20 protein-coding genes and 1 tRNA gene are annotated in these 22,415 nt (G+C 59.5%); 20 read left to right on the top strand and 1 reads right to left on the bottom strand.

Going from position 1 to position 22,415, the window contains the following annotated elements:
• Positions 1 to 213 precede the first annotated feature (213 nt).
• The 20 genes from ybgC to nadA all read left to right on the top strand — a co-directional run bounded on the left by ybgC (position 214) and on the right by nadA (position 21,732).
• On the top strand, positions 214 to 669 hold the full coding sequence (gene ybgC, locus C4J86_RS20700) for a tol-pal system-associated acyl-CoA thioesterase (RefSeq protein WP_124364183.1): 456 nt from the start codon (positions 214 to 216) through the stop codon (positions 667 to 669).
• A 1-nt stretch (position 670) separates the two neighbouring features.
• On the top strand, positions 671 to 1,366 hold the full coding sequence (tolQ, locus tag C4J86_RS20695; protein WP_053135845.1) for a protein TolQ: 696 nt from the start codon (positions 671 to 673) through the stop codon (positions 1,364 to 1,366).
• A gap of 23 nt (positions 1,367 to 1,389) precedes the next feature.
• Positions 1,390 to 1,842, top strand: a complete 453-nt coding sequence (tolR, locus tag C4J86_RS20690; protein WP_161793227.1) for a protein TolR — start codon at positions 1,390 to 1,392, stop codon at positions 1,840 to 1,842.
• A complete protein-coding gene (gene tolA, locus C4J86_RS20685) occupies positions 1,842 to 2,915 on the top strand; it encodes a cell envelope integrity protein TolA (RefSeq protein ID WP_124364182.1) in 1,074 nt (357 codons plus the stop codon). Before tolR ends, tolA begins: the two co-directional genes overlap by 1 nt.
• A gap of 17 nt (positions 2,916 to 2,932) precedes the next feature.
• Entirely contained in the window at positions 2,933 to 4,213 is a 1,281-nt protein-coding gene (tolB, locus tag C4J86_RS20680; protein WP_177412755.1) for a Tol-Pal system beta propeller repeat protein TolB, read from the top strand.
• A 55-nt stretch (positions 4,214 to 4,268) separates the two neighbouring features.
• Positions 4,269 to 4,769: a peptidoglycan-associated lipoprotein Pal gene (gene pal, locus C4J86_RS20675; protein WP_003193861.1), complete on the top strand. Its 501-nt coding sequence runs from the start codon at positions 4,269 to 4,271 to the stop codon at positions 4,767 to 4,769.
• A gap of 6 nt (positions 4,770 to 4,775) precedes the next feature.
• Positions 4,776 to 5,612 (top strand): tol-pal system protein YbgF, encoded by an 837-nt coding sequence (ybgF, locus tag C4J86_RS20670; protein WP_124364180.1) that lies wholly within the window; start codon positions 4,776 to 4,778, stop codon positions 5,610 to 5,612.
• 164 nt (positions 5,613 to 5,776) lie between these two features.
• Positions 5,777 to 6,424 carry a 7-carboxy-7-deazaguanine synthase QueE gene (queE, locus tag C4J86_RS20665; protein WP_124371697.1) on the top strand — a complete coding sequence of 216 codons (648 nt, stop codon included), beginning with the start codon at positions 5,777 to 5,779 and terminating at the stop codon, positions 6,422 to 6,424.
• Between the two features lie 132 nt (positions 6,425 to 6,556).
• Positions 6,557 to 6,632 (top strand) — tRNA-Lys (locus tag C4J86_RS20660).
• Positions 6,633 to 7,064: 432 nt separating this feature from the next.
• The gene (gene leuA / locus C4J86_RS20655; protein WP_124364178.1) at positions 7,065 to 8,759 is read left to right on the top strand and encodes a 2-isopropylmalate synthase; all 1,695 of its coding nucleotides are present in this window, start codon (positions 7,065 to 7,067) and stop codon (positions 8,757 to 8,759) included.
• 1 nt (position 8,760) lies between these two features.
• On the top strand, positions 8,761 to 9,501 hold the full coding sequence (locus C4J86_RS20650; RefSeq protein ID WP_124364177.1) for a helix-turn-helix domain-containing protein: 741 nt from the start codon (positions 8,761 to 8,763) through the stop codon (positions 9,499 to 9,501).
• Between the two features lie 203 nt (positions 9,502 to 9,704).
• Positions 9,705 to 11,207, top strand: coding sequence for a TolC family protein (locus C4J86_RS20645; RefSeq protein ID WP_124371696.1), 1,503 nt, complete (start codon positions 9,705 to 9,707; stop codon positions 11,205 to 11,207).
• Positions 11,204 to 12,376 (top strand): HlyD family secretion protein, encoded by a 1,173-nt coding sequence (locus tag C4J86_RS20640; protein WP_124371695.1) that lies wholly within the window; start codon positions 11,204 to 11,206, stop codon positions 12,374 to 12,376. Before C4J86_RS20645 ends, C4J86_RS20640 begins: the two co-directional genes overlap by 4 nt.
• Positions 12,369 to 13,913 (top strand): DHA2 family efflux MFS transporter permease subunit, encoded by a 1,545-nt coding sequence (locus C4J86_RS20635; protein ID WP_124371694.1) that lies wholly within the window; start codon positions 12,369 to 12,371, stop codon positions 13,911 to 13,913. The genes C4J86_RS20640 and C4J86_RS20635 overlap by 8 nt, the downstream gene beginning before the upstream one ends.
• A 459-nt stretch (positions 13,914 to 14,372) precedes the next feature.
• Positions 14,373 to 15,149 (top strand): DUF3050 domain-containing protein, encoded by a 777-nt coding sequence (locus C4J86_RS20630; protein WP_124371693.1) that lies wholly within the window; start codon positions 14,373 to 14,375, stop codon positions 15,147 to 15,149.
• Positions 15,146 to 15,493: a DUF4437 domain-containing protein gene (locus tag C4J86_RS20625; protein WP_124371692.1), complete on the top strand. Its 348-nt coding sequence runs from the start codon at positions 15,146 to 15,148 to the stop codon at positions 15,491 to 15,493. The genes C4J86_RS20630 and C4J86_RS20625 overlap by 4 nt, the downstream gene beginning before the upstream one ends.
• Positions 15,494 to 15,518: 25 nt before the next feature.
• Positions 15,519 to 16,448, top strand: coding sequence for a diiron oxygenase (locus C4J86_RS20620; RefSeq protein ID WP_124364171.1), 930 nt, complete (start codon positions 15,519 to 15,521; stop codon positions 16,446 to 16,448).
• Positions 16,449 to 16,460: 12 nt separating this feature from the next.
• Positions 16,461 to 19,937, top strand: coding sequence for an amino acid adenylation domain-containing protein (locus tag C4J86_RS20615; protein ID WP_124371691.1), 3,477 nt, complete (start codon positions 16,461 to 16,463; stop codon positions 19,935 to 19,937).
• Between the two features lie 22 nt (positions 19,938 to 19,959).
• Entirely contained in the window at positions 19,960 to 20,427 is a 468-nt protein-coding gene (locus C4J86_RS20610) for an SRPBCC family protein (protein ID WP_124371690.1), read from the top strand.
• Between the two features lie 246 nt (positions 20,428 to 20,673).
• Complete coding sequence (nadA, locus tag C4J86_RS20605) at positions 20,674 to 21,732, top strand: quinolinate synthase NadA (protein ID WP_124371689.1); 1,059 nt, start codon at positions 20,674 to 20,676, stop codon at positions 21,730 to 21,732.
• Positions 21,733 to 21,866: 134 nt separating this feature from the next.
• On the opposite strand, the gene C4J86_RS20600 is transcribed toward nadA, so the two are convergent.
• On the bottom strand, positions 21,867 to 22,355 hold the full coding sequence (locus C4J86_RS20600; RefSeq protein WP_124371688.1) for an RDD family protein: 489 nt from the start codon (positions 22,353 to 22,355) through the stop codon (positions 21,867 to 21,869).
• Positions 22,356 to 22,415: the final 60 nt, after the last annotated feature.

The raw sequence follows: 22,415 nt of genomic DNA, 5'->3' as shown, positions 1-22,415 counted from the left end.
GGCGATGACGCAGTGTGTCTGGTTGTACGCGGCGCGCTCAGGGGCTTTGCAAGCAAGCTCGCTCCTGCAGGGTATTTGTCATGTGGGGTGATTTATCTGAAGTTTGTGCTGTCCCAGTGTCTGGCGTCGTCATTCAGGCAATGGAAATGTGTTCAGGTATTGAAAAAACAGTTGTCCAGCCGGATTGGCAACCTGAGGAGTAAGCACTAGAGTATGCGCGCGCAAAACGGGGATCAGTCGTTCGCACATCGCTGTCGCGTTTATTACGAGGACACTGATGCCGGCGGCATCGTTTATTACGTCAATTACCTGAAATTCATGGAGCGGGCTCGAACCGAGCGGCTACGGGAGCTGGGCTTTGCCCAATCCTTGCTGGCAGGGGAGGACCTGTTATTCGTCGTGCATTCCAGCGAGGCGCGTTACCACGCACCGGCGCGACTGGACGATGAACTGCTGGTCAGCGCTGAAGTCATCGAATTGAACCGTGCCAGCCTGCGCTTCAAACAGCAGGTCAGGCGGGCTACGGATGCAACGCTGCTCTGTGAGGGGCAGTTCCTGGTGGCGTGTGTACGCACCAACAGTTTGAAACCTCGGGCCATTCCCGAAACTCTACGTGCGGCCTTTGCCGCCGTGAGCGGCGCGGGTAAACAATCAAAGCAGGAGATTTAGCGTGGAACCTACCGTCGTCGACCATTCCTCCATGTGGAGCCTGGTCAGCAATGCCAGTGTCGTGGTGCAACTGGTCATGCTGACCCTGGTAGCCGCATCGGTTACCTCATGGGTCATGATTTTTCAGCGCAGCAACCTGCTGCGTGCCGGTCGACGTGCCCTGGAGAGCTTCGAAGAGCGCTTCTGGTCGGGTATCGACCTGTCCAAACTATATCGCCAGGCTGGCAGCAATCCGGACCCGGATTCGGGCGTCGAGCAAATCTTCCGCGCCGGCTTCAAGGAGTTCTCGCGCCTGCGCCAGCAACCGGGCGTTGACCCGGAAGCGGTGATGGAAGGTGTGGCCCGGGCCATGCGCGTCGCCATCTCCCGCGAAGAAGAGAAACTGGAGCAGAGCCTGCCGTTCCTGGCGACTGTGGGGTCCGTCAGCCCGTACATCGGCCTGTTCGGTACCGTATGGGGCATCATGAACTCCTTCCGTGGTCTGGCCCAGGCCCAGCAAGCGACCCTGGCCACCGTGGCCCCGGGCATCGCCGAAGCCCTGATCGCCACCGCGATCGGCCTGTTCGCCGCTATCCCCGCAGTAATCGCCTACAACCGTTTTGCCGCCACCAGCGAAACGTTGATCAGCCGTTACTACACCTTCGCCGATGAATTCCAGGCGATCCTGCACCGTAAAGTGCACACCAGCGAAGAATAAGCAGGTAATTCCCAATGGCTTTAATCGCTCGAGCTCGCAAAAAGCGCAAGCCGGTCGCCGAGATGAACGTAGTGCCCTACATCGACGTGATGCTGGTGCTGCTGGTGATCTTCATGGTGACCGCGCCGATGCTCAACCAGGGCGTGAAGGTTGATCTGCCCAAGGTTTCCAGTGAAGCCCTGCCGCAAGACAACAACACTCAGGTCCTGACCATTTCGATCAAGGCTGACAAGACCTACTACTGGAACCTTGGCAGCGAAGTCGACACGCAGAAGCAGCAGGACAAGGCCCTGACCTTGCCGGCGATGACTGACGCAGTGACCAAGATCATTCGCTCCGGCAACGAAGGCGGCAAGCACACCCAGGTGTTCATTCGCGGTGACAAGTCGGTCGACTATGGCTCCGTCATGGGCGCCATGGGCGGGCTGCAGAAGGCCGGCGTCGGTAACGTTGGCTTGATTACCGAGGCGCCCTGATGCAGCAACAGCGAGAGCCGTCCGCCTCGGAAAGCTACTTCTGGCCTGGCGTGTGGGCAATTGCCCTGCACATCCTGGTGTTCGGCATGCTGTTCGTCAGCTTTGCCATGACCCCGGACCTGCCGCCAGCCAAGCCGATCGTGCAGGCGACCCTGTATCAGCTGAAATCGAAAAGTCAGGCCACCACCCAGACCAATCAGAAGATTGCGGGTGAGGCCCAGAAGTCGGCTGCGCGCCAGACCGAAGTCGAGCAGATGGAACAGAAGAAGGTCGAGCAGGAAGCGGTGAAGGCTGCTGCGGAACAAAAGAAAGAAGAGGCGGCTCAAAAGGCCGAGGAATCGAAAAAGGCTGACGAAGCCAAGAAAGCTGACGAGGCGAAAAAGGCTGATGAAGCCAAGAAGTCCGAGAAAGCTGCCGAAGCCAAAAAGGCCGAAGAGAAACAATTGGCTGATATAGCCAAGAAGAAATCCGAAGAAGAAGCCAAGAAAGCTGCCGAGGAAGAGGCCAAGAAAAAGGCCGCTGAAGAAGCCAAGAAAAAGATCGTCGAAGACGCGAAGAAGAAAGCCGCCGAAGACGCCAAGAAAAAAGCTGAAGCAGACGAGGCGAAAAAGAAAGTCGCCGACGAAGCGAAGAAGAAAGCTGCCGCCGACGCCTCCAAGAAAAAGGCCCAGGAAGCAGCCCGTAAATCCGCCGAAGAGAAAAAGGCCCAGGCCCTGGCAGATTTGCTTTCCGACACGCCGCAGCGTCAGCAAGCCTTGGCCGATGAGCGTGGCGATGAAGTCGCGGGCAGTTTCGACGACCTGATCCGGGCCCGGGCAGCGGAAGGCTGGACACGTCCACCTTCGGCACGTAAAGGCATGACAGTAGTGCTGCAGATCGGCATGTTGCCGGACGGCACGGTGACTTCGGTCAGCGTGGCCAAGTCCAGTGGTGACGGTTCGTTCGACAGTTCGGCGGTTGCCGCAGTCAAGAATATTGGCCGGTTGACCGAGATGCAGGGAATGAAACCAAGCGACTTCGCTCCCTATCGTTCATTCAAGATGACATTCACACCTGAGGATCTAGCCTTGTGAGAAACCTTCTTCGAGGAATGCTTGTCGTTATTTGCTGCATGGCAGGGATAGCGGCGGCGGATGAAAAGAACATCCTGGTTACCAGCGGCAGCGACCGGGCCACCCCGATCGCGGTAGTGCCGTTCGGCTGGCAGGGCGGCAGCGTGCTGCCGGACGACATGGCCCAGATCGTCAGCGACGACCTGCGCAACTCCGGCTACTACGCACCGATTCCGAAAGGCAACATGATCAGCCAGCCGACCCAGGCCAGCGAAGTCATCTTCCGCGACTGGAAGGCCGTGGGCGCGCAGTACCTGATGGTCGGCAGCATCACACCGGCCGGCGGTCGCCTGCAGATCCAGTACACGTTGTTCAACGTGGCCACCGAACAGCAGGTCCTGACCGGCAACGTTTCGGGCACCGCCGAGCAACTGCGTGACATGGCCCACTACATTTCGGACCAGTCGTTTGAAAAGCTCACCGGTATCAAGGGTGCGTTCTCGACACGCATGCTGTACGTCACCGCCGAGCGTTTCTCCGTAGACAACACGCGTTACACCCTGCAGCGCTCCGACTATGACGGCGCACGCGCCGTGACCCTGCTGCAATCGCGCGAGCCAATCCTGTCGCCGCGTTTTGCGCCGGACGGCAAGCGTATTGCCTATGTGTCGTTCGAACAGAAGCGTCCGCGTATCTTCGTCCAGCATATCGACACTGGGCGTCGTGAGCAGATCACCAACTTCGAAGGCCTCAATGGTGCGCCAGCCTGGTCGCCGGATGGTTCGCGCCTGGCATTCGTGCTGTCCAAGGACGGTAACCCGGACATCTACGTGATGAACATGGCTTCGCGCCAGCTCACTCGCGTGACCAGCGGCCCTGGCATCAATACCGAACCGTTCTGGGGTAAGGATGGCTCGACCATCTACTTCACCTCCGACCGTGGCGGCAAGCCTCAAATCTATAAAGCCAGCGTGGGTGGTGGTGGCGCGGAACGTGTAACCTTTATCGGTAACTACAACGCCAACCCTAAGCTTTCGGCCGATGAAAAGACGTTGGTAATGATTCACCGTCAGGATGGTTTCACTAATTTCCGGGTTGCGGCCCAGGATTTGCAGCGCGGAACCGTAAAAATCCTTACAGATACCAACCTTGATGAGTCAGCCACTGTTGCGCCCAACGGCACCATGGTAATCTACGCCACCCGCCAGCAGGGCCGGGGAGTCTTGATGCTCGTGTCCATTAATGGACGCGTAAGGCTCCCGCTTCCTACCGCACAAGGCGAAGTCAGAGAACCATCCTGGTCCCCTTACCTGAACTGACGCGGCGCTACAAAAAGAAGTACTTAACACACTGGGGTTCATTAGGAGTTTCACGATGGAAATGCTGAAGTTTGGTAAGTTTGCTGCTCTGGCTCTGGCTCTGTCCGTAGCCGTTGGTTGCTCCTCTAAAGGCGGCGACAATGCCGGTGAAGGCGCAGCTGTTGATCCAAACGCTGGTTACGGCGCTAACACTGGTGCAGTCGACGGCTCCCTGAGCGAAGAAGCTGCTCTGCGCGCGATCACCACTTTCTACTTCGAATACGACAGTTCGGACCTGAAGCCAGAAGCCATGCGCGCTCTGGACGTTCACGCCAAGGACCTGAAAGCTAACGGCGCTCGCGTTGTTCTGGAAGGTAACACTGACGCCCGTGGTACTCGTGAGTACAACATGGCACTGGGCGAGCGTCGTGCGAAAGCCGTTCAGCGCTACCTGGTACTGCAAGGTGTTGCTCCAGGCCAACTGGAACTGGTTTCCTACGGTAAAGAGCGTCCAGTTGCAACTGGCAACGACGAACAGTCGTGGGCTCAGAACCGTCGCGTCGAACTGCGTAAGTAATTCGTCATGCGAACGTGCCGTCGTGCTCTAACTGTATTGGCTTTCAGCCTCACACCGCTTGCGGTGTGGGCTGCGGTTCCTGTAACGGATAGCAACTCTGGCTATAACAATAGTGGCAGCAGTTATCCGCCAGCGGGTTATGGCACGAACGGCGCCTATGCTGGGGGGGCGGCTACGGCCGCGCCTTCGGCACAGGGCGAACTGTTCAACCAGCTGCAACGCATGCAGGATCAATTGGCCCAGCAACAAGGCGCCATCGAAGTTCTGCAGAATCAAGTGAACCAGCTGAAGCAAGAAGGCCTGGAACGTTACCAGGATCTTGATCGACGTATTGGAGCCGGTGTTGCACCTGCCGCTACTCCTGATAATTCTTCTGCCGGTGGCACGCCCAGTGCTGCCGCCGGTGGCGCAGCAGCGGGGGCCGCGGCAGCCAGCCAGGCCCCGGCCGCCAGCAGTGAACCGGGTGATCCGGCGAAGGAAAAACTGTATTACGATGCAGCCTTCGACCTGATCAAGGCCAAGGACTTCGATAAGGCCAGCCAGGCGTTTACCGCATTTCTGCGCAAGTACCCCAACAGCCAATACGCGGGCAATGCCCAGTACTGGTTGGGTGAGGTCAACCTGGCAAAGGGTGATTTGCAGGGGGCAGGCCAGGCGTTTGCCAAGGTCAGCCAGCTGTACCCCAAGCACGCCAAGGTACCGGACTCGCTGTACAAACTCGCTGACGTGGAACGCCGTCTTGGCCATGCCGACAAGGTCAAAGGCATTCTGCAGCAGGTCGTCGCCCAGTATCCGGGGACTTCCGCTGCGCAGTTGGCTCAACGGGATCTGCAGCGCTTGTAAGCAATGCAGCCCGTTTAGAAGAAACCCGCGCCTGGCGCGGGTTTTTTCGTTAGAATCCACGCCCTTTTATGACACACGCTTCCTGGGGTCGACGCGTTGGCGCGATCCCTTGAAGTGCCTGACGGAGGCGGACAGCCTGTTTAGCTGTTACGCCCGTGGCGACTATGCAAGACACATTACGTATTACCGAAGTTTTTTACTCATTACAGGGTGAAACGCGCACTGCAGGGCTGCCTACCGTATTCGTACGGCTCACCGGCTGCCCCTTGCGTTGCCAATACTGTGACAGCGCTTATGCCTTCAGCGGCGGCACTGTGCGCACCCTGGACGACATCCTGGAGCAGGTTGCCGGCTACCGACCGCGCTACGTCTGTGTAACAGGCGGCGAGCCATTGGCGCAACCCAATGCCATCCCCTTGCTCAAGCAGCTATGTGACGCCGGATACGAGGTTTCGCTGGAAACCAGCGGCGCCTTGGACATCGCCGCGGTAGACCCGCGTGTGAGCCGAGTGGTCGACCTCAAGACCCCCGACTCCAAGGAAGCTCACCGCAACCGCTACGAGAACATCGACTTGCTGACGGCCAACGATCAGGTCAAGTTCGTCATCTGTTCTCGAGACGATTATGACTGGGCGACGTCCAAGCTGATCCAGTATGGCCTCGAGCGTCGTGCAGGCGAGGTGCTGTTCTCCCCAAGCCATCACGACCTGAACGCCCGTGAGCTGGCGGATTGGGTGGTCGCGGACAACCTGCCGGTGCGCCTGCAATTGCAGTTGCACAAATACCTGTGGAACGACGAGCCGGGGCGTTGATACGCCTGATCAAGCGGTGATGCGCGGCGTTCAACCGGCCGAATTATGGCCCCTGCGTATAATTTTGAATTATTTTCAAATAAGGTGTTGAATAATCCTTAGAAATCAGTATTATACGCGCCACCACACAGCGGGTCGTTAGCTCAGTTGGTAGAGCAGTTGGCTTTTAACCAATTGGTCGTAGGTTCGAATCCCACACGACCCACCATTTTTGGCGGTTTAGAAAATCCGGAAGGCCCACGCAAGTGAGGATTTCCGGGTTTTTTTTTGCCTGAAATTTGCTGAACAGACGCTCTATGCGCTACGAACATCAGTCGCGACATCTTTAGCGAGCGGCTCGATCGCCATTACCTATTCTCCTTAAGTAGCTTTTTTGCCATTTTCCGCGCCCCGTCGCGCTCAATTTAGATCATCGTCTAAACCCTGCTCTTAAAGGGTTTATTGCCCTATAAATTCGTATATTGAAAGAAATCACCACTATTTTTTCAATTTCTGATTTTTTATGTAATTTCTTTCACGTTGTCGCGCCAAATACGCAATTCATGTCAAGCTCTCTATGTTTAGTATTGGATCCAATGTCGAATGCGTACAGCAAGGCTGTCTGCGCTACCGACGATCAGTTCTAAAAAGGAGAAGCGACATGATGCTCAAGGACCCTTCCAGCAAATACCGCCATTTCACTACCGTGGACCTCCCGGACCGCCAATGGCCAAGTGTCGTGCAGGCTGCAGCGCCAACCTGGTGCAGTGTCGACATGCGTGACGGCAACCAGGCATTGATCGAACCCATGAATGCCGAGCGCAAGCGCCGTTTCTTCGAGCTGCTGGTCAAGGTGGGGTTCAAGGAGATCGAGGTAGGCTTTCCTGCCGCTTCCCAGACCGATTTCGATTACGTGCGTGAATTGATCGACAGTGGCGCGATTCCCGACGATGTGACTATCCAAGTGATGACGCAGGCGCGCAGCCATTTGATCGAGCGCACGTTTGAAGCCTTGAAAGGCGCTCCGCGCGCGATCGTGCATGTGTACAACGCCACCGCGCCGGTGTTCCGGGAGGTGGTGTTCGGCGTGGACCGGGCCGGTTGCATCGACATTGCCACCCAGGCAACGCGTGAGATCAAGCGCCACATGGACAACAATCCAGATACGCAGTGGACGTTCCAGTATTCCCCTGAAACCTTCTGCTTCACCGAACTGGACTTTGCGTTGGAGGTCTGCGAAGCGGTGACCGATGCTTTCGGCCCGACCCCGTCGAACAAAATGATCCTGAATCTGCCCACCACGGTGGAGGTCTCCACGGCCAATGTCTTCGCCGATCAGATCGAGTGGTTCTGCCGCCATTTCAGCCGGCGCGACAGCGTAGTCATCAGTGTCCACCCGCATAATGATCGCGGTACCGGGGTCGCTACCGCCGAACAGGCTTGCCTGGCCGGAGCCGAGCGGGTCGAGGGCACGTTGTTCGGCAACGGTGAGCGAACCGGCAATGTGGATATCCTGACGCTGGCAATGAACCTCTACACCAGCGGCATCGACCCGCAACTGGATTTCTCGGACATCATCCACGTGCAGCGTGAAGTCGAGTTCTGCAACCAACTGCCCACGCACCCGCGCCATCCCTACGCCGGGGAGCTGGTGTTCACGGCGTTTTCGGGCTCGCACCAGGATGCGATCAAAAAAGGCTTCGCGGCCCGCCAGGCCAATCCCGATGGGCTGTGGGAAGTGCCCTACTTGCCGATCGATCCCGCCGACATGGGGCGCAGCTATGAAGCGGTGATTCGCGTCAACAGCCAGTCGGGCAAAGGTGGCGTGGCGTATCTGCTGGAACAACATGGCATCGTGATGCCGCGGCGCCTGCAGATGGAATTCAGCAGCCTGGTGCAGCAGGAAGCCGATGCCTCCGGTCAGGAAGTCAGTGGCGAGATGATCCTGGCCTGCTTTACCCGGCACTACCTTGACCAAGGCAAGCCTTACACCTTGTTGCAGCCAAAACTGGTCAGCGAGGGCAACGTGACTTATCTGGAAGGCACGCTGATCGGCGGCGCGAGCCCCCTTGAACTGAGCGGTGAAGGTAACGGCCCGCTGGCGGCGCTGGTCGACGCATTCGCGCAACGTGGCATCCACTTCGACATCGCCGATTACCACGAACATGCCACCCGTGACGGTGCCCAGGCTGAAGCACTGGCTTATGTGGAGATCCGCGTGAACAACCAGTTGCTGTTCGGTGCCGCCCGCGATGGCAGCATCTTGCTGGCGTCCCTCAAGGCGGTGACGAGTGCCGTCAATCGCGCATCGCGTCTGGGCCTGCTCAGCGTGGCGAGTGCTGCGGTGCCTTCCTGAGATGAATGCCCATACCGCATTGGCGGCGCTTACCGGTAACTATGGTCACGGCGATATCGTTGCCTCGCATCGACACGACGAAGGCCAGTTGGTCTACGCCATCAACGGCGTCATGCTGGTATCGGTCGTCGGCACCACTTGGGTGGTGCCTTCCGGGCACGCGCTGTGGGTCCCCTCCGGGCAGGAGCACCAGATCCGCATGACGGGCGAGGTGCGCATGCGCACGTTGCTGATCAGCCCCGGCGCCCACCGCGCCTTGACGGAGGAGTGCCACGTCATCCGTGTGTCGCCACTGCTGCGTGAGTTGATCATCGCCGCCGCCGAAACACCTGACAGCGAGCCGGCGGTGGTGCGTCACAGGCAGATTGTCGACCTGATCTTCTCTGAACTCGACAGGGCACAGAAAGTATTGGCGCATGTGCCGATTCCAGACGAGCCGCGGCTCAAGTCGCTGTGTGCCGACTTTATCGACAACCCGTCCCAGGAATCGAAACTGGAGAGCTGGGCGGTGCAACTCAATATGAGTTCGCGCACCCTGGCTCGGCTGTTCCAGAAAGAGTTGGGCATGAGTTATGGCGAGTGGCGCAAGCGCACGCGACTGCTGCTGAGCATGCAGCGCCTGGCCTGCGGCGTGTCCATTCTGGAAGTGGCGCTTGAGCATGGCTACCAAAGCCCCAGCGCTTTCACGGCAATGTTCAAACGCACTATGGGCTACACACCCAGCAACTGCCGTTTGGTCTGATCGACCCCGCGCTACCCCCACCCACTGGACATGGCCCGCTTCTGCGCAGGGCCATGCGTGCGTGCGCCTGGACGGCGGGCGCTCTGGATCCGGCTGCGCAGCCAAGTTGTCCCAATCGAAACGATGGTTGTCTGGAACTCGGGAGATGCGCAGCACGGTGCTCTCTTAACCTGCGTCTCTACTCAGCACTCTGGATTTCTGCGATGGGTTCGCCTTCATTTTCCACGCGGCACTGCCGTCTTTCGCTGCTGGGCGTGGCTGTCGTCTGGTTGGCAGGATGTTCTTCCTGGGTCACCCATGTGCCGGCGCAACCGCACCCTTCGCGCATCGATGCCTTGAGCCGCCTGCCGCAGGGTGTGTCGGCCCAGGCCTTGCCCGACCGTTGGTGGCAGTTGTACAACGACCCCAAGCTCGACGCGCTGGTGCAGCAAGCGCTGGAACACAACCGCGACCTGGCGGCGGCGCAGGCCCATGTGCAGTCGATGCTGGCCGGCATCATGCAGGCCGACGCCGAGCGTTGGCCGTCCACTCAGGCGTCACTGGGCGCCGTCTACGGCAAGACTGCCGACGATCAGACCCTGGCCAAGGCCACCGACAGCCACGCACCGTCGCAGTGGGCCTTCAACCCTGGTTTCGAATTGGCTTACCAAGTGGATGTGTGGGGCCAGGTCCAGCGCAGCATCGAACGGGCGCAGGTTCAGGCGGCGGCGGCTCAGGATGCCGAAGACTTGCTGCGCATCACCGTCGCCGCGCAAACCACCCGCGCCTACGTGAATGCCTGCGCCCTGGGCGCGCGCGCCAAAGTGCAGCGCCATTCACTGGAAGTGGTCGGGCGCAGCCTGGCGCTGACCGATCGCCAGCGTCAGGCCGGCGTGGTGACAGACCTTGAATACAGCCGCATGCAGGCCCTGCAGGGCGAAACCCTGGCCCTGTTGCCGATGCTGGAGGCGCGCCGCGAGTCGGCGTTGTATGAACTGGCGATGCTGACCGGCGTGGCTGACCTGGAGCAGGATTCAGGCGCGGCGACGTGCGAAGTGGTACCGCAACTCAGTGCCGCGCTGCCGGTGGGCGATGGCTGGCAATTACTGGCGCGCCGCCCTGATATCCGTCAGGCCGAGCGAGCATTGCGAGCCGCCACCTTGCAAGTGGATATCGTCCAGGCCGACCTGTATCCGAAGGTGACTTTTGGCGCCTCCGTGTCTTCCTCGGCCAGCAAACCCCATGAACTGGGGGACAGCAGCGCGGTGATGTTTGGCATCGGTCCGCTGATTACCTGGCAGTTCCCCAACTGGCGTGCCAACCGTGCGCGGGTCAACCAGGCGCGCGCGCTCGAGCAGGTGGAAGTCGCGCAATTCGAAAACAGCGTGCTCAGGGCCCTCAAGGACGTACGCCAGGCCCTGGCGCTGTACGACGGCGAGCGCCAGCGCCATGCCGCCTTGAGTCAGGCACTGGATAGCAGTCGGCATGCCTACAAGCTGGCGCAGTTCAACTACAACGCCGGCTCCATCGACTTTCTCGATGTGCTCGACAGCGAGCGTGAGCTGATCCGCCTGCAAGCCACGCGCGCCGATGCCGATGGCCAATTGCTGCAGCGCCAGATCAGCCTGTTTCGCGCCCTGGGGGGCGGTTGGCAATCCGCTTCCGCCCAGGCTCCGGCCGCTGCACTCACCCACGCTTCCGCCCATTTTTCCGGTACCCAGCCATGAATATCGCTGTTGATGAAAAAACCGCTGTGCAGGATGAGCAGGAGCATGTGCTCGAGCAGCTCATGCACGCCCGCAAGCAACGCCGCAAACGCAACCTGATCCTGCTCGGTGCTGCTGCGTTGTTGATCGCAGCAGTGGCGTTCGGCGTGTATTGGATGACCGTCGGGCGTTACCTGGAACAGACTGACGACGCCTACGTGCGTGCCGACTGGATTCCCATCAGCCCAAGGGTGTCCGGGTACGTAGCCCAGGTGTTGGTGGAGGATGACCAGCCCGTCAAGGCCGGGGATGTGCTGGTGCGCATCGAGGACCGTGACTACCAGGCGCGTTTGGCCCAAGCCCGTGCGGAGTTGGCGCAAGCACAAGCCTCGATTGCCGCCGAGCAGGCCAACCTGCACGTTACCGACAGCCTGATCGCACAGCAAAAGGCCGGCGTCGCCCAGGCCGAGGCGCATACCCGCAGCGTGGGGGCGGAGTTGCGCCGCGCCAGTCTGGATCAACATCGCTATGAAGGCCTGGTCCGCGAGCATGCCGCCAGCGCCCAGCGCCTGGAGAGCGCCGCGGCCAGTTACACCCAGGCCAGCGCCGCGGTGGACATTGCCCGGGCGATGCAGCGCCAACAGGAAACCCGGCTGAATGTCGCCACTACCCGCCGCCAATTGGCCGATGCCTCGCTGCAGCAACAGATAGCCCGGCGCGACCAGGCCGAGGCCCAGTTGAAACTGGCGACCCATGCGCTCGAAGACACCTTGATCCGCTCGCCGATCGACGGGGTAGTGGGGCAGCGCAAGGTGCGCACCCGCCAATATGTCGCGCCGGGCCTGCCGCTGCTGGCCGTGGTGCCCTTGCAGCAGGCCTACGTGGTGGCCAACTACAAGGAAACCCAATTGCGTGACATGCGCGCCGGGCAAACGGTGGATATCAGCGTCGACAGCTATTCAGGGCGCAAGCTCCAGGGCCATGTGGTGAGTTTTTCGCCCGGTTCGGGTGCGGTATTTGCGCTGCTGCCGTCGGACAACGCCACCGGCAACTTCACCAAGATCGTGCAGCGTTTTCCGGTGAAGATTGTGATCGATCAGCACGATGACGGCGGCCCCATCCTGCCGGGCATGTCGGTGATCACGACGGTGGATACCCGTCCTATTGCCCAGGGCGCCGCGCATGACTGAGATTGGCGAGAAAACCGTCTCCTTTCGCGCCTGGGTGGCCGTGATCGGCGGGCTGTTCGGCTGTTTCATGGCCGGCATGAACGTGCACGTGACCAGCGCCGCGCTGCCGGAAATCGAAGGCTCGCTGGGGGCGACCTTTGAAGAAGGCTCGTGGATTTCCACGGCGTATCTGGTTGCGGAAATCGTCATGATCCCGCTGACCGCCTGGCTGGTGCAGGTGTTCTCCCTGCGCCGGGTGATGCTGGTGGGCTCGTTTGTATTTCTAGTGGCTTCCATTGCCTGCTCCTGGGCACCCAACCTGGAAGTGATGATCATCATTCGGGTGATCCAGGGCGCCGCCGGCGCGGTGCTGATCCCGTTGTCATTCCAACTGATCATCACGGAACTGCCGCCCAGCAAGATCGCCATGGGCATGGCCCTGTTCGCCCTGTCCAACAGCGTGGCCCAGGCCGCCGGTCCGTCCATCGGCGGCTGGCTGACCGATGCGTATTCCTGGCGCTGGATTTTCTACCTGCAACTGGCCCCCGGCATTCTCCTGCTGCTGGCGGTGGCGTGGTCCATTGATGCCAAACCCATGCAGTTGAGCCTGCTCAAGCGCGGCGACTGGGGCGGCATCCTGGCCATGATTGTCGGCCTCGGCGGGTTGCAGATCGTGCTTGAAGAAGGCGGGCGCAAGGACTGGTTCGGCTCCGATTTCATCGTATGGATGTCGCTCACCGCCGGCGTCGCCCTGGTGTATTTCGTGCTGTCACAGCTCTACGGCAGCCGCTCATTCATCAACCTGCGCCTGCTCAAGAGCTACAACTTCGGCGTGGCGAGCGCAGCGATGTTCATTTTTGGCGGGGCCACGTTCGGCCTGGTCTTTCTGGTGCCCAATTACCTGTCCCAACTGCAGGGCTACAACGCCCGGGAAATCGGGATCAGCCTGATTGCCTACGGCATGGTGCAACTGGTACTGGCGCCGTTCATGCCGCGCCTGATGAAGTGGCTCAACCCGAAACTGATGGTTGCCAGCGGCTTTTTCATCATGGCCCTGGGCTGCTATCTCGGCGCGCATCTGGACATGGACAGCGCCGCCAACGTGATCATCCCGTCCACTGTGGTACGGGGCATCGGGCAACCGTTGATCATGGTGGCGCTTTCGGTGCTGGCCGTGTCCGGGTTGGCCAAGGATGAAGCCGGTTCTGCCTCTGCCCTGTTTTCCATGCTGCGCAACCTGGGCGGCGCCGTGGGCACTGCCGGGTTGACGCAGATTGTCGCCATGCGCGAGCGCTTTCATTCAGAGCGAGTCGGCGAGTCGATCACCTTGTTTTCCCCGTCATTCCAGGAGCGCCTGCGCGCCGGCATGGCAGACAGCGAAGCCTTCGTCTTCAACCAACTGCTGCCCGCCCAGCAGCAAGTCCTCGAGGGCTTGATGCGCACCGTGCGCCGCGAGGCCTACCTGATGGCCTACAGCGATGCGTTCTACGTGTCCTGTATCGCCTTGATCCTGTGTGGTGTGGCGGCATTGGCATTACGTCAGCAAGCGAAGAATTGAATGCACATAGCCGGCAAATGATGCGCGGCGCTTCTCAACAAACAAGAGGGAACTTGAATGGAAAAAAGGCGACAGGCCTGTTGACGGTTTAGTGGATTGCTAACTTAGCAATGACATGCAGTTTGCTAATGCTCGCGAAAAGCGAGTAGGTAAACTATCGCCCGACAAAGTTGATATTTAAAACTTTGCTCGGGCTTCTGTTGTTGTGTGTTTTGTGGTTTGGAAATATTTAGTATTATTTTTCCAGAAAACACTTGCCGATCATTATGAACTTCCTCTAAGTTTCGTCTTGCTTCGGCGGGTGACCGCTCGGTCTGCCGAAGATTCACCGTGTAACTTAATTAACATATATACCGTGCTGGCCGGTAATGGCGAGATAAGCCTGCTCATGCCTGAAAAAAGGCAGGTCGGTATATGTCGCGTGGCCTGAACGCAACTAAGCCTGATAAGGAAAGCACCATGGAAGATAAAAAGTCGCTATTGAACGCAAAGAAAACGGAACTGGGCAATCATCGGATTTTTGCTGAAATCAATTCATTGCCTGTCCTGCGCGCCTTTATGGAAACCCATGTCTTTGCCGTGTGGGATTTCATGTCCCTGGCCAAGCGCCTGCAACAGGATCTGACGTGTACTCGCCTGCCTTGGCTCCCACCACTGGACCCGGCGGCAGCTCACCTGATCAACGAAATCATCCTCGGCGAAGAGTCCGACCAGAACCTGCAGGGCGGTCACTACAGCCACTTCGAACTCTACCTGCATGCCATGCGTGAAGTTGGCGCCAGCACCGACAAGATCGAATTCTTCGTCAAGCTGATGCGTGAAGGCGTCGATCTGCAGACCGCGTTGGACCGTTGTGGAGCAGGCCTGGCGGCTTCCGCGTTTGTGACCGATACCATCGAAACCGCAATCAATGCGTCGACGCACAGTGTCGCCGCCGCTTTCCTGCATGGTCGCGAGAGCGTGATTCCCGAGATGTTCCAGCGCATTCTCGATGACTGGGACATCACTACCGACGATGCCCCGACGTTCCGCTACTACCTGCAACGCCATATTGAAGTCGACTCCGAAGATCACGGCCCGGCGGCGGAAAGCCTGCTCGCGCGCCTGGTCAACGGTGATGCGCAACGCCAGGAAGAAGTGTATGAGTCGGCCATCGCTGCCGTGCAAAGTCGTCTGGCCTTGTGGGACAACTTGCGTGTCGCCATGCGTGAAAATGTCAGTGAGTGCGTGGCATGAACGTAGCAGTTATCGAAGCTGACCAGGCCAAATGGGTCGAGGTGACGTCCGAGCGCGGTATTACCCTGACGGTATTCAAGGACACCTTGGACCCTATCAATAAAACCGGTATTCGCACGCGATTGGTGCGTTTTCATCCGGGCGGTGGCACCCGTGAGATTTATACGCACGATTATCACGAAGAAGTGTATTTGATTGAAGGCGACCAGACAGAGTCAGCCAGTAAAGATCGCCCCGAGAAAACCTATCGCGATGGCGGTTACTTCTTCAGGGCGGCGCACACCGAACACGGGCCGTTCCATTCCGAAGACGGCTGTTTGTTGTTTGAAGTGCACTACTACTGATCATCATGAACAAAGGGAACGCTTCATGAGAGCTGAAGAATATCAATCATTTTCCGAGGCGTGGGAGGAGCGGGCGACGATTCGCACGCGACCGAGGCGTCGTTTGGAAGATGATGAAAAGTTAATATTCCCGATCAGTCGCCAACCGCTGGTAATGGGGGCAACGTTTATTCGCGAGTGTGCTCACTTGCAGCACTTCGTGCTCGTTCAAAGCTTGTACAAGTTCATTAACGATGTAGTGATTTTCGAAACGGAAATTGTCGACAGAACGGCCAGAAGCATTGCGAAAGATAACTTCGCCATCCGCTTTCCGTTTGCGTGTCGGTATGACGCGATGACGGTGGTAGTCGATGAGGACTACCACGCATTGGTGGCGATGGACTACATGCAACAAACCATCGAACTGACCGGGATCGAGCCCATTACCTTGCCTGCGGAAATCGAACTCAGCCGGTCGATTCCCAAAGCCCTGGCAATGGCGCCCGAGCACCTCAAGGCAGCGGTTGAGCTGATCTGCGTTGCGGTTGCCGAAAATACCCTGACCAATGATGTCGCGGCATTTGCCCGGGACGATTCGGTCAAGGCATCGGTCAAGGGGCTGATGGCAGACCATCTGGCGGACGAGGGGCGGCACTCCGGCTTCTGGGCCAAGTTGACGCGCATTTACTGGAGCACAGCGAGCGAGGAGGACAAGCGCGCGCTGGCCGCGATCATGCCGGTGTTCCTCGCTGAGTACCTGACCAACGACATCCAGCAGGGGTTCGATTTCGCCTTGATCGAGCAGTTGCCGGTGAGCCCTACGGTCAAGGCGGCGTTGCGTGAGGAGGTCGAAGGCATGAGTTTTCCGATCACCCCGACGCATCCGCTGGTGGGCAACATCGTCCGATTCTTCAAACACAGCGCCATGCTCGACGCTCCCTGCATGCAGGAAGCGCTCGCCGATTATCTGCGCTAGAGGAGAACTGCCATGAGACACCTTGATATCGTTCTGTGCGGGCGCAGCCATGCGCTCGCCCGCCTTACGCAAGAGCTGGAGCAGATGGGCCATACGACGCATCTGCTGCCCACTGATAATGCTAATGAGCACTGCCGGTTACCGTCGCCGGACTTGCTGATCGATGATGCCAGCACGACAGGGGTCCCTCACTATCCGGCGTGTCACCGTCTATCGTTACGGATGCAGTCTGACGATGCCGGCGATGTGTCCGCGCCGTTGCACCTCGAATGCCTGTGGCGTGCGGGGGAGGGCGATTGGATGACGCTGGGGCGCCGTGAAGTCGGCGCCGATACGGCCGGCAACGGTGCTGACCAGGCGCACGAAGCCATCGTGCAAATGGTGGAAATGGCCAGCGTGCACATTGGCCGCTACTCGCGCAGTGCCGACTACCTCGAGGCGCCGCGCGAACCAGTGAAGGCGCTCGACCGCTTGCTGAGCCTGACCCGGCTTGATCAATTGGCCTGGCAGCATCGCCACAATGCCACTGCCGCCATCGGGGTGCTGCAGGAAGCCCGGCAACCCTTCGTACAGCGCCTGGCCGACAGTCTGCTGGCCAATGCCGAGCGCACTGCCTTGAAAGTCGATGGGCAAGGCATGTCGTATGCGCAACTGCACGCCTACAGCGTGGCCATCCAGGAGCGCCTGCAGCCTTTGCTTCAATCCCAGGCCGGGGAGTTGACCGTGATCGGCATCTCCTTACCCAAAGGAACGGCGCTGTATGCCGCGATTCTCGCAGTGATTGGCTGTGGGGCCGTGTACCTGCCGCTGGACCCGAACCATCCCGAAGAGCGCCGCGGGGCGATCCTCAAGCATGCCAAAGCCAGCTTGCTGATCCAGGACACCGACGCTGGCAACCCGCTCCCGGGCCTGGCGATCCTGGACATCAGCCACCTGGATTTCTTCCACCATGGCGCCAAAGGTTACAGCCGCGTGGCCCTGGCTCCGCATCAAAGCCTGCTGCGAGTGCCGCTGGCAGGGGCGGCGCCTTGTGTGGCGATCTACACCTCAGGCACCACCGGGCAACCCAAGGGCGTATTACTGACGGTCGACAACCTGAGCCACTTTTGCGCATGGTATGCCCGTTATGTGGAACTGGATCGCCACAGCCGCGCCTTGCAGTTTTCCACGATCAATTTCGATGCCTCGTTGCTGGACATCTTCCCGACGCTGATCCAGGGCGCGGAGTTGATCGTACCCACCGAGGATCAGCGCCGTGATCCTGTAGCGCTGGCCGAATTGATTCAGCAGGAGCACGTGACGCATGCCTTCCTGCCACCGGCCTTGCTCAGCATCCTTGCGCTCGAATCGCTGTACGGCGTGCAGCATCTGGTGACGGGCGGCGATGTGTGCGAGCCCCATGTCATCGAGCAACTGGCGGGGCAGTGCCAATTGCATAACATCTACGGGCCCACCGAGACGACCGTGCTTGCCACATGCCGCACTTTCCTGCCCGGCGACAACAATCGCAACCTTGGCGTGCCGATCGCCAATACCGCGATTTACCTGCTCGATGAGCAGGGCCAGCCGGTAGGGCAAAGTGGCAGCGGCGAGATCCACATCGCCGGGCCAGGGGTGGGCCTGGGTTATCTGGACGCCGTGCAAATGACTGCCGAGCGTTACCGCCTGCACGAATTGCCCGATGGTCAGCTGTTGCGTTTGTACCGCACCGGCGACCTGGCGCGCTGGACGTCAGACGGCATCCAGATCATCGGGCGCCTGGATAACCAGGTGAAGATTCGCGGTTTTCGTGTCGAGCCGGAAGAAATCGAACACTTGCTGCAATCGAGCCAGTTGTTTCGCCAATTGGCGGTGGTGATCGATCAGCAGCGGCGCATCCTGGCGTTTTTCTCCCAGCCCCACGGCGGTGACGGACACGCGGCCAGCGAACAGTTGCAGGCTTACGCACTCAAGCACTTGCCCGATTACATGCGCCCCAGCGCCTACTGCCTGCTGGACCGCCTGCCGGCCACGGCCAACGGCAAAGTCGACCGCAAGGCCTTGAAGAATCTTCCCGTCAATTACAAAACCCAGGGGCCACGCCAAGCGCCGCAGAACCTTACCCAGGAAACGTTGCTCGGGTTGTGGGCCACACTGCTCGACATGCCCGGTGCCGACATCTCGGTGGATGACAGCTTCTTCAACCTCGGCGGCCACTCGATCCTGTTGTCGCAAATGCTCATGGGCATTCGCGAGACGTTCGGCAAGGGCGTTTCGATCAACCGTTTTATCGAACAGCCGACCCTGATCAACCTCGCCAAGCTCATCGACCAGGACGTGGAGGCCACGGCCACGGTCAGCCCTCAGGCCTTGCGTGACGCGATGCTGCGACCTGAGCTGGACGTGTTGCCGATCAGCCGCCTGGGCAACCTGCACAAGGTCATCGTCACCGGCTCCAATGGGTTTCTGGGGGTGCACATCGTCGAAGCGCTGCTGGAGCTGGGCAGCACCGAAGTGGCGTGCCTGGTGCGCGAATCAGCAGGAATGAGCGCCCAGCAGCGTTTCGAGCAGGCCTTGATTCAGAACCGTCTGGAGCACCTGGACTTGAGCCGCGTAAGGGTGCTGGCGGCGGATATCAGCCAGCCTCGACTGGGGCTGTCGCAGGCTGATTATGAGTGGCTGGACCGTGAATACGGCGTGTTGATCTATAACGCGGCCAACGTCAACCATGTGCTCGACTATGAGTCGCTGGTCAAGGACAACGTCACCCCCGTGCTGGAATGCCTGCAGCTGTGTGAAGGGCGCAGCAAGAAGGTGTTCAATTTCATTTCCACCTTGTCGGCTTCCAGCACGGTGGATGCGCAGGGGCGCGTGTTGGAAGAACCGCCGGCGTTCACGCCGCCGATCTACATTCGCAATGGCTACAACCTTTCCAAGTGGGTGGCTGAGCGCATCTTGTGGAACGCCAGTGAGTCGGGGGTGTGGGTCAACCTCTATCGTCCGGGCAACATTGCCTTCAATACGCGGACCGGTGTGTGCCAGCCCCATCAGAACCGGTTGATGCTGATGCTCAAAGGCTCATTGCAGCTTAAGGAAGTGCCTGAGCTGGCGCTGAACTTCGACCTGATGCCAGTGGACTTTCTCGCTCGGTTCATTGCGTTTCATGCCAGCCGGCACAACCGCTCCAAGGCGGTCTTCAACTTGCACAACCCGTTGCCCCTGAGCTGGGCGCACTACCTGGAGGCGTTTCGCGCCGCTGGTCACGATTTCCAGATGGTCCCGGTGACACAATGGCAGCAGCGCCTGTCGGCGATCGACAGTGACAACGCGTTATTCGGTGTAGTCGGCTTTTACCTCAATGGGTTTGAGGAAGACATCGGCGATATCTCGATGATCGAATACCGCAATGCGCTCTCAGGCATCCGTAGCATGGGTGAAGACTACCCGGCCAAGAACAGTGCGCTGCTGCAAAAAGGCTGCGACTACCTCAAGCAAATCGATTTCATCTAAAGCAAAAACAAGGAGCTGTCTCATGCAACATTTTGAACCCGATACCCTGGTGCGCAACCCCGTGGGCAACCCTGTGGTCGCCAGCGTCAGCGTCAATGGCGACGCGCGCAGCGTGTGGAATATCGTCGGTGACTTTTCCGGTTTCGCAAAATTCATTCCGGCGCTGTCCCACATTGAAATGACCGGGGAGGGCGTGCGCTCGGTACGCAAGAAGCTGTTCAAGGACGGCAACGTGGTGATCGAGCAACTCAACAGTCATGACGACGACGGCATGACCATGACCTGGTCGCTGATTTACACCTCACTGAATATCGGCAACCTGTGGGCCGTCATGGAAGTGGTGCCCCAAGGCCCGAATCAAAGCCTGGCGACCTGGACCATCCTCGGTGAGCCCTACACCGGTGGCCCGGAGGACGTGCCGGCGTTCGAAGCGTTCCTGCAAGGGTTCGCCGATGATGCGATGAGCAATGTCCAGAAGCTGTTTGCCTGACCACTTGCACCACCCCGCGAATACCTGTGTATTCGCGGGGCACCAATCCCGCCGTCATCCCCCCCGCAAAATGCCCCGTGCAAGGCCAGATTAGGCTTTTGAATCCATTCGATATTCTGTAGCCTTGCGCAGCTTCAGCTTTACCCGTGCTTGATGACTACACACTTCGTCCGGCGGCGCCCGAAGGGCTCCTGAGCCGGTGGTACACTCGACTTTCGCGCTACTGCGCCTGCAGGTCTTGCGAACATGACGCACATTTCCGAACGCCTACTGGTTCAAGCCCACCTCGACGCCAAGCAGCCCAAGGCCCTCAGCGCCGATGAAGAGGCGAGCCTGCGGGCCGCCATCGCCGCCGAGCTTAAAGCGCAGGACGCGGTGCTGGTCGCCCACTTCTACTGTGACCCGGTGATTCAGGCCTTGGCCGAACAAACCGGTGGCTGCGTTTCCGACTCCCTGGAAATGGCGCGCTTCGGCGCTGCTCACCCGGCCAAGACCGTGCTGGTGGCGGGGGTGCGGTTCATGGGCGAAACCGCGAAAATTCTGACCCCTGAAAAACGTATCCTGATGCCGACCCTGGAAGCCACCTGCTCCCTGGACCTTGGGTGCCCGGTGGAGGAGTTTTCCGCCTTCTGCGATCAACACCCCGAGCGCACGGTGGTGGTCTACGCCAACACCTCGGCGGCGGTCAAAGCCCGCGCCGATTGGGTGGTGACCTCCAGTTGCGCGCTGGAGATCGTCGAAAGCCTGATGGATAACGGCGAGACGATTATCTGGGGCCCGGACAAACACCTGGGCACCTACATCCAGCGCCAGACCGGTGCCGACATGCTGCTGTGGGACGGTGCGTGCATCGTCCACGAAGAGTTCAAGTCCAAGCAGCTGGAAGACATGAAGGCGCTGTACCCGGATGCCGCGATCCTGGTGCACCCGGAGTCGCCGACAGCGGTTATCGAATTGGCGGACGCCGTCGGTTCCACCAGCCAGCTGATTGCCGCGGCACAACGGTTGCCGAACAAGACGTTCATCGTCGCCACTGACCGCGGCATCTTCTACAAGATGCAGCAGCTGTGCCCGGACAAGGTCTTCATCGAAGCGCCTACCGCCGGTAACGGCGCCGCATGCCGCAGTTGCGCGCACTGCCCGTGGATGGCGATGAATACCCTGGAACGCACGCTGCAATGTCTGCGCGAGGGCAGTAACGAGATATTCGTCGAGCCGTCAGTGATTCCCCATGCCGTGAGGCCGCTCAAGCGCATGCTCGATTTCACCCAGGCTGCGCGCCTGAGGCTGGCCGGTAACGCCTGATCTGAGACTGGCTCGGTCAAAAATGTGGGAGGGGGCTTGCCCCCGATGGCGGTATATCAGTGACATATAAAGTCCTGACACACTGCTATCGGGAGCAAGCCCCCTCCCACATTTGATTTGCACCAGGCAGGGAGTTATTTCTTCTGCTTCGGGATACGCACCAGCTGCGTGTCCGAATAGATGTCATGCCAGCTGCGCTTGTGCTTATCGAATAGCGACCAGATAAATCCCAGCCCTACGCACAGCCACGAGGCGATCGACACCACAAAGCGCAACAGCGCCTGCCACAGACTGATGCGCGAGCCATCGGCGTTCTGCACGCGCACGCCCCACACCTGCATGCCCAGGGTCTGCCCCGAATGGGTCCAGAATTTGGCGAAGAAACCGAACAATACAAACAACAGAAGGGTCGATAGCAGCGGGTCACCGTCCAGGGCGCCGGATTCGGTAAGGGTGCGCATCTTCGTTTCGCCGACGAAGGCGATCCATACCAGCTTGTAGATAAACGCGGTGACGATCAGCAGCGCGGTGCATAAAAGAAAATCATAGAACATCGCTGCCAGGCGACGGCCCAGGCCAACTGCGGGGAACTCGCCTTGGGGGCTCAACAGGGCTTTGGGCATGGCAGGGCTCTCTGGGAAAACTGCAGTTTACGCAATGGCGCCCATAAAAAAGCCCCTGAT

It is taken from the genome of Pseudomonas sp. R2-7-07 (genome assembly GCF_003852355.1).
Lineage (GTDB): Bacteria > Pseudomonadota > Gammaproteobacteria > Pseudomonadales > Pseudomonadaceae > Aquipseudomonas.
The sequence above is the reverse complement of the archived record's forward strand: the minus strand, read 5'-3'. Positions and strand labels throughout refer to the sequence as shown.